11 protein-coding genes and 1 pseudogene are annotated in these 16,714 nt (G+C 64.1%); 7 read left to right on the top strand and 5 right to left on the bottom strand.

The genetic code is table 11. From position 1 onward, the window contains the following. Window positions 1–70 precede the first annotated feature (70 nt). The 4 genes from ACORQU_RS05430 (at window position 71) to ACORQU_RS05415 (ending at window position 6,973) form a co-directional block, all read left to right on the top strand. A complete protein-coding gene (locus ACORQU_RS05430; RefSeq protein ID WP_491643823.1) occupies window positions 71–2,836 on the top strand; it encodes a TonB-dependent receptor plug domain-containing protein in 2,766 nt (921 codons plus the stop codon). A 121-nt stretch (window positions 2,837–2,957) separates the two neighbouring features. Next, window positions 2,958–4,988 (top strand): glycoside hydrolase family protein, encoded by a 2,031-nt coding sequence (locus ACORQU_RS05425; RefSeq protein WP_491643822.1) that lies wholly within the window; start codon window positions 2,958–2,960, stop codon window positions 4,986–4,988. Beyond that, window positions 4,985–6,376: a GDSL-type esterase/lipase family protein gene (locus tag ACORQU_RS05420; RefSeq protein ID WP_491643821.1), complete on the top strand. Its 1,392-nt coding sequence runs from the start codon at window positions 4,985–4,987 to the stop codon at window positions 6,374–6,376. The genes ACORQU_RS05425 and ACORQU_RS05420 overlap by 4 nt, the downstream gene beginning before the upstream one ends. Before the next feature lie 108 nt (window positions 6,377–6,484). After that, complete coding sequence (locus ACORQU_RS05415) at window positions 6,485–6,973, top strand: hypothetical protein (RefSeq protein ID WP_491643820.1); 489 nt, start codon at window positions 6,485–6,487, stop codon at window positions 6,971–6,973. A gap of 719 nt (window positions 6,974–7,692) precedes the next feature. Here ACORQU_RS05415 and ACORQU_RS05410 read toward each other — a convergent pair. From ACORQU_RS05410 to ACORQU_RS05400, 3 genes are read right to left on the bottom strand one after another with little or no spacing between them, the layout of a single operon-like run. Beyond that, complete coding sequence (locus tag ACORQU_RS05410; RefSeq protein ID WP_491643819.1) at window positions 7,693–8,487, bottom strand: siderophore-interacting protein; 795 nt, start codon at window positions 8,485–8,487, stop codon at window positions 7,693–7,695. Window positions 8,488–8,531: 44 nt separating this feature from the next. Further along, the gene (locus tag ACORQU_RS05405) at window positions 8,532–8,882 is read right to left on the bottom strand and encodes a transcriptional repressor (RefSeq protein WP_491643818.1); all 351 of its coding nucleotides are present in this window, start codon (window positions 8,880–8,882) and stop codon (window positions 8,532–8,534) included. Further along, the gene (locus ACORQU_RS05400; protein WP_491643817.1) at window positions 8,875–9,576 is read right to left on the bottom strand and encodes a PadR family transcriptional regulator; all 702 of its coding nucleotides are present in this window, start codon (window positions 9,574–9,576) and stop codon (window positions 8,875–8,877) included. The genes ACORQU_RS05405 and ACORQU_RS05400 overlap by 8 nt, the downstream gene beginning before the upstream one ends. A gap of 415 nt (window positions 9,577–9,991) precedes the next feature. Here ACORQU_RS05400 and aceE point away from each other — a divergent pair, with 415 nt between their 5' ends. Both aceE and ACORQU_RS05390 read left to right on the top strand, forming a co-directional pair. Continuing rightward, complete coding sequence (gene aceE, locus ACORQU_RS05395; RefSeq protein ID WP_491643816.1) at window positions 9,992–12,688, top strand: pyruvate dehydrogenase (acetyl-transferring), homodimeric type; 2,697 nt, start codon at window positions 9,992–9,994, stop codon at window positions 12,686–12,688. 111 nt (window positions 12,689–12,799) lie between these two features. Further along, entirely contained in the window at window positions 12,800–14,059 is a 1,260-nt protein-coding gene (locus ACORQU_RS05390) for a hypothetical protein (protein ID WP_491643815.1), read from the top strand. A gap of 289 nt (window positions 14,060–14,348) precedes the next feature. Here ACORQU_RS05390 and ACORQU_RS05385 read toward each other — a convergent pair. Further along, window positions 14,349–14,682 (bottom strand): annotated as a pseudogene (locus ACORQU_RS05385) (transposase); the annotation flags it as partial. A 20-nt stretch (window positions 14,683–14,702) separates the two neighbouring features. Here ACORQU_RS05385 and ACORQU_RS05380 point away from each other — a divergent pair. Further along, window positions 14,703–15,047, top strand: a complete 345-nt coding sequence (locus tag ACORQU_RS05380; RefSeq protein ID WP_491644976.1) for a TIGR02391 family protein — start codon at window positions 14,703–14,705, stop codon at window positions 15,045–15,047. Window positions 15,048–16,317: 1,270 nt separating this feature from the next. On the opposite strand, the gene ACORQU_RS05375 is transcribed toward ACORQU_RS05380, so the two are convergent. Continuing rightward, complete coding sequence (locus ACORQU_RS05375; RefSeq protein WP_491643814.1) at window positions 16,318–16,677, bottom strand: transposase; 360 nt, start codon at window positions 16,675–16,677, stop codon at window positions 16,318–16,320. Window positions 16,678–16,714 lie beyond the last annotated feature (37 nt).

The following is a 16,714-nucleotide window of genomic DNA, read 5'->3' as shown; positions in this document are numbered from 1 at the left end:
TCCAGCCGTGCCGCCCGCCGCCCCCGCGGCCGGCGAGCGCGGTTCCTTGCACCTCGATGGAGAGACCCGGATGAAGTTGAGACTGTTGTCGTTGATGATTTCCACCGCCCTGCTGCCGTGCGTCGCCCACGCGCAGGACGATGCGCCGCAGGCCACCGATGTCCCCACAGAAGGTGCCACCAGGAAGGCCGCCGAGCTCGATGCGGTCAAGGTCACCGGCTCGCTGATCCCCCGGGCGCAGATCGAAGGCCCCTCGCCGATCACCAGCGTGACCGCGGCGGACATGGAGAAGCAGGGCTTCACCAACGTGTTCGACGCGCTGCGCTCGCTGCCCCAGTCCAACGGCTCGGTGCAGGACTCGCAGGGCACCGGCAACTACACGCCCGGCGCCAAGACCATCAGCCTGTTCGGCCTGGACCCCAGCTACACGCTGACCCTGCTCAACGGCCGCCCGATGAGCAGCTATCCGCTGGCCTACAACGGCAACACCTCGATCGTGGACATCGCCAACATCCCCATGGGCATGGTCGAGCGCGTGGATGTGCTGACCGGCGGCCAGTCCTCGGTGTATGGCTCTTCGGCCATCGCCGGCGTGGTCAACATCATCCTGAAGGATCACGTCGAAGGCACCCACTTCAAGTACCGCGCCGGCGGTTACAGCGACGGCGGCGGTGCCAACCAGCGCTTCGAGTTCAGTACCGGCACCTCGGTCGGCGACCTGGACCTGAGCTTCGGGCTGCAGTACGACAAGCAGAAGCCGATCTACGGATTCGATCGCAGCTACCTGGACAGCGCCGCCGATGCCCATACCGGCAAGGTGGTCGATCCCTCGCGCACCTTCCTGCGGCGCGACATCACCGCGGGGGCTTCGCGTTACATCGATCCCGGCGCCGCCGCGTGCGCGCCGCTGGAATACCTCTACGGCGGTACCACCCAGTACGCCGCGCGCTCTGACGGCAGCAATGGCCGCTACTGCGGCAGCCTGGCCAATGTCGGGACCGCCTCGTTGCTCAACAAGGCCGAGAACGTCAACGGCAGCCTGTTCGCGCGCTACCACCTGACGCCGCAGACCGAGTGGTACACCGACATCCTGCTCAGCTATGGCCGCCCGACCTACACCGGCGGCAGCCCGTTCTGGAACCAGGATTTCTACAACCAGACCACCGGGACCTACGAGAGCTGGCAGCGCATCTTCGCGCCCGAGGAGGTCGGCCTGAAGTCCAAGGACCAGCGCGTGTTCACCCGCAGCTACAACATCGCCACCGGCGTGCGCGGCCCGCTGGGCGATACCGGCTTCGACTACGACATCTACATCAATCGCTCCGGTACCAGCGCCATCCGCAAGGCGACCGACTTCCTCAAGTTCAACGGCGTGGACGATTACTACCTGGGGCCGCAGCTGGGCGAGATGAACGGCTATCCGGTGTTCGCGCCCAACGAGGACCTGCTGTACCAGCCGATCACCGCCGAGCAGTACTACGCCTGGAGTGGCACCAATCGGGCCAAGTCCGCGGCCTGGACCCAGTCCGAAACCGCCACGCTGACCAACACCTCGCTGTTCGAACTGCCTGCAGGTCCGGTCGGCTTCGCCGCGATCGTCCAGGGCCAGCGCGAGTACTTCAACAACCGCTCCTCGGCGCCCAACTCGGAGAACATCTTCCGCGGCAACGGCGGGGCCACGGTCGCCCAGGGCCAGCGTGACCTGTACGCGGCGGGCATGGAATTCCAGGTGCCGGTGACCAGCACCTTCAACGCCAACCTGTCCGGTCGTTACGACAAGTATTCGCTGCAGGGCGGCGGCGGCAACGGCAAGTTCACCTACAAGGTGGGTCTGGAGTTCCGCCCCATCGACACCCTGCTGCTGCGCGGCAGCTACGCCACCGCGTTCCGTTCGCCGGACATGTATTACCTGTATTCGTCAGAGTCCAGCGGCTTCACCACCGCAACCGATTACTACCTCTGCCGCCAGGCCGGCTATACCTCCGACAACTACGACGCCTGCGCGCAATCGGACAGCTCCATCCGTTCAGTGAGCTCGGGCAATCGCAACCTCAAGGACATCACCGCCAAGACCTTCACCTATGGCGCGGTGTGGTCGACGCTGGACAATGCGCTGACGCTGTCGGTGGACTACAACCACATCGAGATCGACGACGAGGTGAACCTGCTCGGCCAGGGCGACATCCTGGAGCTGGAAGCCAACTGCCGCCTGGGTGTGTCCGAAAACGGCGCCACCGCCTATGACGTCAATTCGCCGACCTGCCAGGACGTGCTCGGCCAGGTCGCGCGCAAGCCGGCCAACGATCCGGTCAACCCCAACGGCATCAATGAGGTCCAGACCTATCCGATCAACCTGTCCAAGCAGACGCAGAGCGGCCTGCAGGCCAATATCGGATACAAGTGGAGGATGGACACCCTGGGCAACTTCGATGTCCAGGTCGGCCATTACCGCGCACTGACCCACGAGACCCAGTACAAGGAAGGCGATCCCACCTACGACCAGCTGTGCTGCGCCAACTCCAACGAACTCCACGATCGCACCAGCGCCACCATCAGCTGGTATCGCGGCCCGCTCGGCGCCACGCTCTACGGCCTGCGCAATGCGCCGACCTGGAACCAGGCCGGTGACGATCGCAACATCGGGCCGTGGACGACCTACAACGGCAGCGTCACCTACCGCTTCAACGACACGTTCGGGGTGATGCTCTCGGTCAATAACCTGACCAACAAACGTCCGCCGGTCGATGTCACCAATGGTGGCTGGCCTTTCTACGACACCGGCATCTACAACGCCTACGGGCGCTCGGCGCAGATCGAGTTCTCGGTCGACCTGTAACCAGGCGTGGTCTGCCCAGGCGCAGGGACGCGCCTGTCGTATTGTCGGACAAGTCGGTGCGATCCGGAGTAGTATGGCTCCGCGCCGCGCGAGGCGGGCATGACGTGGAGGCTTCGATTCCATGCAGCACGATCCTGTGTCCCCGAGCCGACGGCAGTGGTTGCGCGTTGCGGCCATCGGCGGCGTCGCGGCGGGCCTGCCATTGGGCGCGGCCGCGTCCGATGCAGCCGCGCCGGCCGCGGCATCGGCTACCCGGTTTCCCGTGGCGCCGCTGGCACCGCAACCCTTCCAGTTGCTGCCCACCGGCGCGATCAAGCCTGCCGGCTGGCTGCGTCGCCAGCTGGAGATCCAGGCCGCCGGCCTGGGCGGGCACCTGGACGAAACCTGGCCTGATGTCGGCCCGGACAGCGGCTGGCTCGGCGGCACGGGTGAGTCATGGGAGCGTGGTCCGTACTTCGTCGATGGCCTGCTGCCGCTGGCCTGGCAACTCGACGCGCCGGAACTGAAGGCCAAGGCACAGCGCTTCATCGACTGGACCCTGCAGAGCGGCTGGGGCGATGGGATGTTCGGCCCGCGCAGCAACGATGACTGGTGGCCGCGCATGGTCATGCTCAAGGTGCTCACCCAGTACCAGGAGCTCAGCGGCGATGCGCGCGTGGTGCCGTTCATGACGCGCTACTTCCACCACCAGCTGCAGGCGCTGCCGACACGGCCGCTGCGCGACTGGGGCCGCATGCGCTGGCAGGACGAGGTGGTCAGCGTGCTGTGGCTGCATGCGCGCACGCAGGATCCCAAGCTGCTGCAACTGGCCAGGCTGCTCAAGGCGCAGGGTTACGACTGGCAGGCGATGTTCGCCGACTTCCCGTTCAAGGAGAAGGTCGATCCGGCCAGGCTCAAGGCGCACGCACACGGTGACGACGTGTTCATGGAAGACCTCGGCCTGCAAGTGCATGGCGTCAACAACGGGCAGGCGCTCAAGGCTTCGCCGGTCTGGTCTCTGGTGTCAGGCAGCGCGGCCGACCGCTCCGCCGTCCACCACCAGCTGGCGATGCTGGACCAGTACCACGGCCTGCCCAACGGCATGTTCTCCTGCGACGAACACCTGGCCGGGCGCAGCCCCTCGCAGGGCGTGGAGCTGTGCACCGTGGTCGAGACGATGTACTCGCTGGAGCTGGCGTTGGCGATCACCGGCGATGCCGCACTCGGCGACCGGCTGGAGCGCATCGCCTTCAATGCGTTGCCCGGCACCTTCACCGACGACATGTGGGCGCACCAGTACGACCAGCAGCCCAACCAAGTCGAATGCAGCCTGCACCGCACCCCGTGGACGACCAACGGGCCGGAGTCGAACCTGTTCGGCCTCGATCCGCACTTCGGCTGCTGCACGGCCAACTTCCACCAGGGCTGGCCCAAGCTGACCGCGGCGGCGTGGATGGCCAGCGACGATGGCGGCCTGGCGGCGATGGTGTACGTGCCGTGCCGTATCGCCACGCGCATCGGCGCCACGGCGGTGGAACTGGAACAGGTCACCGACTACCCGTTCCGCGATCGCGTGCGCATCGTCGTCCGGCCCGAGGCGCCCACGCCCTTCCCCTTGCACCTGCGCATCCCCGGCTGGTCGAAGGCCACGCGCGTGCTGGTCAATGGCGAAGCGGTCACGGCAAAGGGTGGTTTCACCCGCATCGCGCGCACGTGGAAGGCTGGCGATGTGGTGGAGCTGCAGTTCAACGCACAGGTCATCGCCGAAGCCGGGCCGAACGATGCGGTGACCTTTTCGCGCGGCGCGCTGGTGTTCTCGCTGCCCATCGGGGCGGCCTGGGTGCCTTGGCGCAAACGCGGCCTGACCACCGACTGGCAGGTGTACCCGACCACGCGCTGGAACTACGCCATCACCGGCACCGCGCCTCGGCTCAGCGAGCACCCGATCGGGCCGATGCCGTTCGCCGCGCAATCCGCGCCGGTGCGCCTGCAGGTCGAAGGCCGCCCGGTGCCGGCGTGGGTGGCGATGGAAGGCGCGGCCGAGCCCGTGCCCACCAGGCCAAAGCCGGCCAGCGATGAGCCGGCCGTGCCATTGACCCTCATCCCCTATGGCGCGGCCAAGCTGCGCATCACTGCATTTCCGCGCTTGCATGGCGCCCTGGAGTCCACATGAACTCGCTCACCGACGCTCGCCGCGGGGCAACCATGAAGATCCTGCTGCTGGTCGCCAGCGCGCTGCTGTGTGTCAGCGCGCCGGCGCTGGCCGGCCCGGACGCGCATTGGGTGGTGTCCTGGGGGCAGGCGATGACCGCACAGGTCAGCGTGCCGCGCGATGCCGGGCATCAGCCGCAGCGCGACACCGGCGGCGATCCGCTCCATCGGGTGCCCACCGTGCGCCAGGTCACCGTGCGCCAGCGCGTACGCCTGAGCCTGGGCGGCAGCCAGCTGCGCGTGCGGCTGTCCAATGTGTTCGGGACCGCGCCGCTCGAGGTGGACGCGGCCAGCATCGCGCGGGCGGCGCAGGGCGCGGCCGTCGTGCCGGGCAGCAGCGTGCGCCTGACCTTCGACGGCAAGCCACGGGCGCTGGTGCCGCCCGGAGGCGAACTGCTGAGCGATCCGGTGGCCTTCGACGCCCCCGCGCTGGCGCCGCTGAGCGTGAGCCTGTACTTCGAGGGTCCGGCGGCCCTGGCCGATGCCCATCCGCTGCAGCAGGGACGGGTGACCTGGGCCGTGCAGGGGGACGCGGTGGATGCCGTCGATCTGGAAGGCCGCACGCCCGCCCAAGGCCTCAGCCCGTGGCCGGGTGACCACGTCTACGCCCTGACAGCGGTGGAAGTGGCGGCCAAGCCCGGCACGCGCAGCGTGGTGGCCTTCGGCGACTCCATCACCGATGGCTACCAGGCCACCCGGCCGGATACGCCATGGCCGGCCGTGCTCGCCACGCTGGGCAACGCGCCCGGCGCGGGCGGACTGGCCGTGGCCAACATGGGCATCAGCGCCGACGAGCTGGCCTTCGACCAGGTCGGCGAACCGGCTTCTGGCATCGCCGGCCTCAAGCGCTACTACCGCGATGTGATCGACCGTCCCGGCGTCACCGACATCGTGGTGCTGTTCGGCGCCAACGACATCAACCGCGGCCCGGATACCGCCCTGCTCACGGCCGGTGCGCAGCCACGCGAACTGATCGCCAGCTTCCGCCTGCTGGCCGACGTCGCGCACCAGCACGGGATCCGGATCTGGGCCGGCACGGTGCTGCCGTTCTCCGACGATCCCAACTGGTACTCGCCGCGCCGTGATGCCGCGCGCGTGCAGGTCAACGCCTGGCTCAAAGATTCCGGCGTGTTCGATGGCGTGGTGGATTTCGCCGATGCGGTCGAAGGCCCCTACGACACGCCGACCCCGCCGCCGGGCGCCCCGGTGCCCCAGGGCATCGCGACGGTGTGCGTGGCCGACGAAGGCGTGCACCCCAACGACCGCGGCTACGCGGCCATGGGTCATGCCGCCTTCAACGCGCTCACCGGCGCGACCACGCAGCCCCAGGCCCCCTGCCGCGCGCGGTGAAGCCGGTGATCGCGTGACAGGTTGCGCAATTGAAGGCTTTAGATGCGGCGTTGTTGCGCAGCGGGTGCGGGCTTTGCGCTCGTGTGTCGATCAGGGAAGGAGTCCGAGATGATGCGTCTGCGTTTGAAGCCCTTCGCGTGGGGCGTGATGAGCTTGTTGGTGGTGTCGGTGGCTTCGGCCGAATCGCAACGGACGGAGTCGGTGATCTATGCGGACGATGACGCAAGGCCGTATCTGCAGATGTTCAAGCCGATGTTGAGCGATCCGAAGATGCGCATGGGCGGGGACAGCAGCACGCCGGAGGTGCAGTCCAAGCGCCTTCAATCGGGCGCGTATTCGGCCTTGATGGTGCGATTCGATGTGCATCGGACAGGTGCGGCGGTGGATGCACCCGCAGTCTTGCCAGGCCGCCTGCCCGATGGCGCGGATGACATCGCAACGCTGGTGACCTGCGGCCAAGCGAAGGGCGGTGGCGACTATGTCGCGACCGTCGAGACGCAGTACAAGCGGTATCCGGAAGGCTGGCAGCCAGAAGCGTTTCGCTATCAGCAGGTCAAGGATTGTGCGGGTGCGATGCAGGCTTATGCGAAGCAGTAATTGTTCTGCTGCGATGGGTTGGTTGCCTTAAGACAACAGCTTTCGCATGACTTCGTCGTGCGACCCACTTGCTGTGCTAGTGAAAAGAGCGCTGGGCAAACAGGCGCTTTTTCAACTGACGCCTGTCTGGTCAACACGCCCCGGGCGGAACGCCCGCTTCGCGGGTCCGCTACGGGCCAAGGGATGTTTGGAAGGGACATCTATGCCTCTTCAAAAAACGCCGTGCATCCATGCGCGGCGCCCTTCGGGTCTTGTCCTCCTCCCTTCGCCGTGCCTTACGGGGATGGAAGGCAGAAGCAAAAGAAGAAGCAGAGTCACTTGTTCGCCGGAATGTTGGGTCGAAGTGTACATAACTGCCAAGCACCTGCTCCCTAACCACGCGGGCTAACCTGTTGCCGTTGCCGTTGCCGTTGCCGTTGCCTCTAGCTCTTTCTGTCTGAGCCGTAAAGCGAGCCGAGCATCGCAGGAAGTCAGGGCCGAAGAGTCGCCCTGTTTGAGCGCAGCGAGTTTGGGCGACGTGCCCCGACTTCCGAGAAGCGCAGGGGACCGCCGCGTAGCGGCGGCGAGTGTCCGGCGAGTAGCGGTTTTGCCTTCTTTTGCCGCGACAAAAGAAGGTCGCGCCCGTAGGCGCGAAAGCCCTTGCTTTTAATGCGGAGCAATCGTGCGGTCGGCGCCGCCGATAAGTAGGAGCCCGGCGGCCTCTCAGCCGCCCGGTCTGATCAATCCTCATCCTCCACGCTGTCGGCGTGCTTCCAGTACCCGGTTGAGCGGATCCATCCCTTCGGCACGGCACGGTGGCCTTCCAGGAACTTGCGCATCATCCGCGCACGACGCGACTCGCAGGCGATCCACCAGAACGCATCGCCCTGCGGCGCCAGGTCATCCAGCACCTGTTCCAGCAGCTCGCTGCGCTGCAGCGGCACGCCGTTGCGCGGCAGCCAGCGGATGTCCGCGTCGGCCTGAGTGGGCAGGGCCTGGCGGTCGGCGTCCTCGGGGATTTCGATCACCGCGGTGACCTTGCGCCCGGCCGGCATCTCGCCCAGCCAGCGGCCGATGGCCGGCAATGCGGTTTCATCGCCGATCAGCACGTAGTGGTCAAAGTCCTCGGCCACCATGAACGATCCGCGGGGCCCGCCCAGCGCCAGCGCAGCGCCGGGCTGTGCGGCCGCCGCCCAGCTGGCGGCCGGGCCATCGCCGTGCATGACGAAATCGATCGCCAGCGTGCCGGCGGCCGCGTCGTGCAGGCGCGGGGTGTAGTCGCGCATGGGCGAGGCGACCTTGCCGGCGGGATACTCCAGCCCATGCGCACCCAGGGTGGGGGTGACGAATTCGCCGTCCGGGTTGGGGAAGAACACCTTGACGTGGTCATCCGGCGCGGCGCTATGGAAGCCGGCCAACGCCGGCCCGCCGACCACGATGCGGCGCATGTGCGGGGTCAGGTCGTGGACCTCCAGCACCTGCAGCTGGCGGAAGACGACCGGGTGGCTGAGCCTGTGGCTCTCGTGCAATGTCATGGGAAGCAAGCTCCAAACAATCGAAGGGAAAGCCGGCGCCGGTTTTAGTGAAGCGGCACCAGGCGATAGCCCAGGTCGGCGGCTAGCGCGCGCAGCCAGTGGCTGGTGGCGGCCTCGTCCCCGGGCGTGGAAGGGGCTGGCTGGCACAGGCGCCACAACGTGCGGCCATGCGGGCTCGCGATCGCGACGGCGAGGTGCTGTTGTTCCAGCACATGCAGTACGCGATAGACGGTTCCCAGGCTGACGCGGTGTCCCTGCGCGCGCAGCTGGTGGTGCAGTGAAATGGCATCGCACGGCGCCGGCTGCTGTAGCAGCAGCGCCAGCAACGCGCGCCGCGGCGCGGTCATGCGCAGGCCGGTGGCCTGGAGCGCATCGGCGCCGACGGTCTCAGTCATGCGGCACCTTGGCGATGTCGGCGGCCGCCTGCAGCAGGAGTTGCGCAACGCGCTCGCCGGACTCCGGCGTCCAGTGGGCGTGGTGGCTGATCAGGGCGCGCTTGATCGCGCTCATGCCGCCGCGGACCGGGGCGGGCAGGCCGGCCTTGACCACCATCCGCGCGCTGCGCTCGGTGCGCAGGCGCGCATTGGCCAGCGTCTCGGCGTGGGCCCGGGCGAAGGCGTGGCCGGCCTCGGTCAGCGTGTGCAGGCGCCGCGCGCCATCCTCGCTGCTGGTGACCAGGCCATCGGCCTGCAACTGTGCCAGCGCCGGATACATCGCCCCGGCCGAGGGCGTGTACTGGCCCAGGAACATCTCGCCGATCAGCTGGATCAGCTCGTAGCCGTGGCGCGGCTGCGCCTCCAGCAGGCCGAGCAGCAGCAGGCGCAGGTCGCCGTGCGCCAGCATCCGCGGCGTGCGCTGGCGCTCGCCGCGTTCGCCCCGGTGTCCGCCACGCCGGCCGTGGCCGCGGCCTTCCTCGTGCGCCGGGTCGCGATGACCGGCGCGCGTATCCGTGTCCGACGAGGCGTCGTCGGGCCGGCCCACGCCATCGGCGCGGCTGCGATGCCCGTGGCCCTCGCGGTGCCCGCGCCCCGCGTGCGGGCCCTCGCCGTGATGGTGTCTGCGGCCGCGATGTCGTGCATGGGGATGCATGGGAACTCCTGGGGAATCAGTAGTGGCAGGTCTGACCGGCGGTCTGGCCCACCGAACGGCTCGCGCTGCACGCGGCCATGGCGGGGTGCGGTGGCCGGGCAGGCCGCAGGCGCCGCGTCGGCCGCCATCCATGGGGGCGCCGTGTGCCGGCGGCAAAAAGATATATCGAAGTTCTGAGAAAAGATATAGCGAAATACTGCCGCTGATCGGCACATGACATTTCTTCGTCATACGAAATCCTCACAACTGCAAGGCTCCGGCCCGGCGAAAGACGAAATTTCGTCACGAAAACCCCCGTTTGCGGCCTCCCTCAATGGTCGAACCGACGCCGGCCCCTGGCCTGGCTTACAATCACCGGCTCAGACAGATATCAGATGCCGCGATCGCGTCGCGGCTCACAGGCGAGGAGATGGCAATGAACTGGTTGAACGAGATGCTGCTCAGCGATCCGGACCCGGCAGAGACCCAGGAATGGATGGAATCGCTCAAGGCGGTCATCGATGCCGAAGGGCCGCTGCGGGCGCATCAGCTGCTGGAGGACATGGTCGAGCTGACCCGCCGCTCCGGCGCCTACCTGCCGTTCTCGCCCACCACCGAGTACGTCAACACCATCGCCCCGGCGCTGGAAGCCAAGAGCCCCGGCGACAGCGCGATGGAGTGGAAGATCCGCTCCATCATCCGCTGGAACGCCATGGCCACCGTGGTGCGCGCCAACCGCAAGCCGGGCGACCTGGGCGGACACATCGCCTCCTTCGCCTCGGCCGCCACCCTCTACGACGTGGGCTTCAACCACTTCTGGCGCGCGCCCTCGGACAACCATCCGGGCGACCTGCTCTACATCCAGGGCCACAGCGCCCCGGGCATCTACGCCCGCGCCTTTCTCGAGGGCCGCATCAGCGAGAAGCAGCTGGACCACTTCCGGATGGAAGTCGACGGCCAGGGCATCTCCTCCTACCCGCACCCGTGGCTGATGCCGGACTTCTGGCAGACCCCCACCGTGTCGATGGGCCTGGGCCCGCTGAGCGCCATCTACCAGGCGCAGTTCATGAAGTACCTGGAAAACCGCGGCCTGATCGAGAAGTCCGACCGCAAGGTGTGGTGCTTCATCGGCGACGGCGAGTCCGACGAGCCCGAGACCCTGGGCGCTATCGCCCTGGCCGGCCGCGAAGGCCTGGACAACCTGATCTTCGTGGTCAACTGCAACCTGCAGCGCCTGGACGGCCCGGTGCGCGGCAACGGCAAGATCATCCAGGAGCTGGAAGGCGTGTTCCGCGGCGGCGGCTGGAACGTCATCAAGCTGCTGTGGGGCTCGTACTGGGATCCGCTCCTGGCCCGCGACACCGACGGCGTGCTGCGCAAGCTGATGATGGAAACCGTCGACGGCGAGTACCAGAACTGCAAGGCCTTCGGCGGCGCCTACACGCGTGCCAACTTCTTCGGCAAGTACCCGGAGACCGCCGCCATGGTCGCCAACCTGTCCGACGACGACATCTGGCGCCTCAACCGCGGCGGCCACGACCCGCACAAGGTCTACGCGGCCTACGACGCGGCGGTGAAGACCCAGGGCATGCCCACCGTGATCCTGGCCAAGACGGTCAAGGGCTACGGCATGGGCTCGGCCGGCGAGTCGCTCAACCCGACCCACCAGACCAAGAAGCTCGACGACGACGCGGTGCGCACCTTCCGCGACCGCTTCAACATCCCGCTGAGCGACAAGCAGCTGGAAGAAGCCGAGCAGGTGCCCTTCTACCACCCCGGCCCGGACTCGCCGGAGGTGCAGTACCTCAAGTCGCGCCGCGAGGCCCTGGGCGGCTACCTCCCCGCACGCCGCCGCAAGGCCGACAAGTCCTTCACCGTGCCCGGCCTGGACAAGTACGAGCGCCTGCTCAAGTCCAGCGGCGAGCGCAGCTATTCGACCACCATGGCCTTCGTGCAGACGCTCAACATCGCCCTGCGCGACAAGGAGCTGGGCCCGCGCATCGTGCCCATCGTGGCCGACGAGGCCCGCACCTTCGGCATGGAGGGCATGTTCCGCCAGATCGGCATCTACGCCCCGTTCGGGCAGAAGTACAAGCCGGTCGATGCCGACCAGCTGATGTACTACCGCGAGGACCAGTCCGGCCAGGTGCTGCAGCAGGGCATCAGCGAGCCGGGCGCCATCTCCTCCTGGCTGGCCGCCGGCACCAGCTACTCGGTGTCCAACGTGCCGATGCTGCCGTTCTACATCTACTACTCGATGTTCGGCTTCCAGCGCGTGGGCGACATCGCCTGGCAGGCCGCCGACATGCGCACCCGCGGCTTCCTGCTGGGCGGCACCGCCGGGCGCACCACGCTCAACGGTGAAGGCCTGCAGCACGAGGACGGCTTCAGCCAGGTCATCGCCGGCTCCATCCCCAACGTGCGCAGCTACGACCCGACCTTCGGCTACGAGGTCACCGTCATCCTCCAGCACGGCATGAAGTCGATGATGGAAGAGCAGAAGGACGAGTACTACTACCTGACCCTGATGAACGAGAACTACGCACACCCGGAGATGCCGGCCGGTGCGGAGGAGGGGATCCTCAAGGGCATGTACCTGCTCACCGACGCCGGCAAGCCCAAGAAGGGCGAGCTGCGCGTGCAGCTGCTGGGCTCAGGCACCATCCTGCGCGAGGCCATCGCCGCGGCCGAGCTGCTGGACAAGGACTTCGGCGTCACCGCCGATATCTGGTCCTGCCCCAGCTTCAACGAGCTGCGCCGTGACGGCTTCGACGCCGAGCGCTGGAACCGCATGAACCCGGAAGCCAAGACCCCGCGCAAGGCCTACGTGACCGAGCAGCTGGAAGGCCGCCAGGGCCCGGTGATTGCCGCCACCGACTACGTGCGTGCCTTCAGCGACCAGATCCGCGCCTTCGTCCCCACCACCAACTACACCGTGCTGGGCACCGACGGCTTTGGCCGCAGCGACACCCGCGCCAACCTGCGCCGCTTCTTCGAGGTGGACCGCTACTACATCGCCCACGCCGCCATCGCCGCCCTGGCCAAGGACGGCAAGATGACTGGGAAGGACGTGGCCCGCGCGATCAAGCAGTACAAGATCGACGTGGAGAAGGTGAATCCTGACGGGGCTTGAAAATTCTGATGGGTATTGAAAGGCGGCTAAATGCCGCCTTTCTTGTTCTGAGAGAAGACAAGTTTGGATTTTGGGAGCCCTTAGATGCTTGGTAGATATAGAGCGACCTTCATGCGGCTGTCATCGGCGATTGGTGAGTTGAAGGCCAATCCAAGCGATCTGCAGAAACTTTGGGGCATGCAACGCGAGCTCATTAATTCGATCCGACGTTGCGAAATTGGGATCGGAAGGCTGCGGAGACGCTTGGATTTTCTTCGTCCAGAGTTAAGGAGCGGCCGGCTTAAAAGAGATGAGGTCGTCAAGCTTAAAAATAAAATCGAGGTATGCGTAGAGGGCATAGCTAGCTACAAGCAGATTATCTATTTTATAAAATGTTTTGGAGATGGAGTTGCTTTCATCTATCTAGACGGATTTTCTTTAAAGCATACTTTTTACAAAACATCGGACTACGCGGTTCGCGAAGAACCGGGATTTATAACGGCGAATAACGGCTTTGTAGCTGAGTGCTACGCCGCAAAGTCATATTTGCGTCAAAATATCCCCGCTTTGTTGTGTGATCTGACGAATGTGATTCGGTATGGGGATGTATGTCTGCTTATTGGTCCAGACCCTATACTTATTGAAGTAAAGTCAAGCAAAAACCAGAACAAGCGAACTGTGAGGCAGCAGAAAAATCTCGCTGAACTCGCGAGCTTCTACGCGAACGACGGCGCAGAAGAATTTAGGGGTAAGAACAAAATTGTCCGCCGCGCAGTAGGTTCTCTCCCCGTGACGCATCAGGATTTTATTAACGCCCTGATTACACGCGCCCTGGTTAATGGATGCGAATGCGAAAGCCCGGAGCATGGAATTGTTTATCTTGCTCTGAAAGTGGACGCAACCACGCCGGATGTTTGGGAAAATGCTTTGGCGGCGTATTCGAGTCGTCCGCATCTTGTGTTTCTGCTGAACGAAGCAAAAAATTCTGCCGCATGGCTTCCTCTACAGCCTTTTACGCTCTCACTATCTAAGGAGCATGTTGCGCCCTTTATACTGGGTGATATCTTTATTGCGGTATTGATTGACATGGGGGCAGTAAAGTGGCACTTCGACGAGCTTGGCGCTGCGGCAGTGCTTTTGGAAGATCCAAACTATGCGCTCCAGATAGTTTGCAATAAGAACGATCCAAGCCGAGGAGTCTTCCGAGTTTCCAGGCAAATGGTGTCGAGGTTGGCGCTGGAATTCTGGTCGCTACGATGGTTCGCAAAGGAGCAAGTCGCATTGCCTGAATCAGCAGTCGGACCTTTAGATAACTCAAAGCAAGGAACTTGGGAAATTCCTCAAGCATGGATTGAGCTTAACGACGGTGTGCCGATCTACGGACCAAAGTGAATTGCAATCAGTTCCAGGCGCAGCGCTGTCCTTGAGCGGAAAGCATGGGTCAGAGAGGTGAACGGGGTCGAGTTGACTTAATGCGATAGAGTGGGTGGCCTTCTGGGGGGCAGGAGCGTCAAACGGCGGCAGATTTTTTTGGTCTTCGGTGATGGGGTCAGATTGACTCCCCACCTAAGCCGAGTAGCGGGGTCAGGTTCACTTCTGGCCGTCTTTCGTCGATAGGGGAGTAACGGGGTCAGGTTCACTTCTCGCGGTCTTTGGTGGCCTTGCGTGGACGATGGGCGCGCCTGACCCCACTCGGGCTCCTGCTACGTTCGATCACCTGATACCTCAGGATGATCCCTTGGCAAAGAACATCGCTGTTTCGCGCAAAAAAGTCCTGCTCCTTCTTCACCCGCGCCAGCTCTCGCTTGACGCGGGCCAGCTCCTCATCCCGAGCTGTCCCGGTGCCCTCGAACGCCACCATCCCCTGACCCTGGGCCTCCCGCTTCCCGCGGATCAACAAGGTATCGCGGATCCCCAGTTCCCTTGCCACTTGGCCGCAACTGACACTGGGCTGGCTGGCCTGCTCAACCGCACCACGCTTGAACTCGGCGCTGAAACTTTCTCCGCTTCGACATGAACACTCCTCATGGCCTGAATCGGCCTTCTTGTAAGTGTCCGTGAAATCGGGGGTGAACCCCGTGCGTTCCGACGGCTCGAGGATCAGGTCAAGAACCGTTGCCAGATTTCTTTAGAAATCCACGGTGCCGATGTCTTCAAGCGCGCCTTTCGTGGAAGTGGTGCTCTCTTACATTGGGTGGGCTTACACAGGAACGAAGCTGATGGCAGGGCGCAAATGTTTGAGGCTGCGTATTCGGCATTTCGGAACGGTCGAGCCCACCGAGAGGATCAGCACGGAATTGGAAGGGCATACCGAGATTTTCTTGTGGTCAACGAGCTGTTTCTTCTCGAAGCAGAAGCTAATCCTCGATTGCCTGCCTAGCCGGAAACAGGAGGCAGAGTCTTAGGTATCTCCACGTTATTTTTAGCTAAGCACCATCTGTTGATGCACTTGTCCTGGCAATGTGCGGAGGCGGGCCAGCCATTGCCGATGGGTTCCATCGGCCAGTGTTTGATCAGGGCGTGTTAGCGCCGCAGGATGGCGCGAACGGCGGCGCCTCGTCCGGGTCTATGGCTTCCAGTACGAAGCGGCGATGCGTCGCCATGCGCACCTCGGCAGGGGCGATTACGGGCGACGGAGTCAGGGTAACCTGACGCAGTTCATCGATTATCTTGGTTCAATATCTTCGGCGCGTGCGCGAACGCTAGCTGCCAACAAGGCCGGTAAAAGCCGGCCTTGTTGGCACGATTCTGCGTCAATTTAGCGGCGTTTAAACTAGTGCCAAGTTATTGGCGTATGCAATGCGCCCGCGGATACGATGGTAGGGCGGATCGGGGGTGATGAGATGAAGCTTGTCAAACGATGATGGGAACAATTGGTGAGCAACACTGGCTTCTAAGAGGGCGGTGGACTGCCATAATTGGCGCCATACAGTTGCTTCACGATTGGTCTCTATTACATAGACCGGGCGTCGCAAATTTTCTCTGAGCAGGCCGACGCGCAAGTCCCCGCTGATCGGTCGTGGCACACGTACTTCGTGGCCATTGCTATCCCAGCCAATCCAATGGCTGTAAAATCCTACGCCAGACGGAAGCACTTGGAACTCATAGTATGTTGAGTTTAACGTAGGTGCTCTGTGAGCGCAGATTTTGCGCATAACACCTATCGAAACTACGCCAATTTCTTTGGGGCCATGGCCCACAATGCTCCGCCGAAACGCGTGATAGCTCTCGTACCCCAAGTGCTTGGCGAACTTTTCAAGTTTCTTGCAATGACTAATGTCGTCGGAAGGTGACGAACATGCACCGACTTTGAAAGCTGTTATTAAGTCTTGAGTTTGAAACATGTCATACTCCTGAATGGGCCAAAGAAGCTCAGCGCTTCTTTCAGAGCATGCTGCTTGCTTCAACGGCCACAAAGAGGGTACGGGCATAAGTTGAACCGGGCTTTTCCCGCGCAGCAGGGAGGTAGCCGAAACCTGAGTAAATCCTAGCAAGACTTTTGCCTAGAGGCCATCCCTCGAACTAACTCTCGGGAAGAGTTGCCCACGGTCCGCTTCGGCTTGGATGTAAGGCTTTGGGGCCGAGTCTGTCAGAGAAAATCGGTAGGCGACGAGCCCGATTGGTGCTTTCCATCAGTAGCGGGGCCAGGTTCACTTCTCGCCGATGGACGGCCTGACGCCAGCGAAGCGTTGGGTCTTGGCTTGGACCATGGCCTGGAAGGCGCTGCTGCCCAGGGCGCGTTGTTGTTGCAGGGTCGCGCGGATGGTAGTGAGGTCGTTGGGACCCAGGGCCGCGTCCAGCAGGGCGCGATAAGCCGCAGTACGGGTTTCCATGTCGGCGCCCAGCGCCAGAAAGCTGGCGTGAGGCTGTAGGCCCGAGTGCGGCCGCAGGCCAAGATTCGTCTGGCAGCTGGACCAGTGATAGGCGGCTGGGTCGTCGGCGATGGCCGCGCGCACCGGGTTCAGCTCGATGTAGCGATAGCGGCGCAGAAGGCGCTCGTCGTTGTCCACCAGACAGGCTTTGTGGTGCCCTTATCACAAGTTCTCT

This window comes from Pseudoxanthomonas sp. JC1303 (assembly GCF_058448525.1).
The sequence above is the reverse complement of the archived record's forward strand: the minus strand, read 5'-3'. Positions and strand labels throughout refer to the sequence as shown.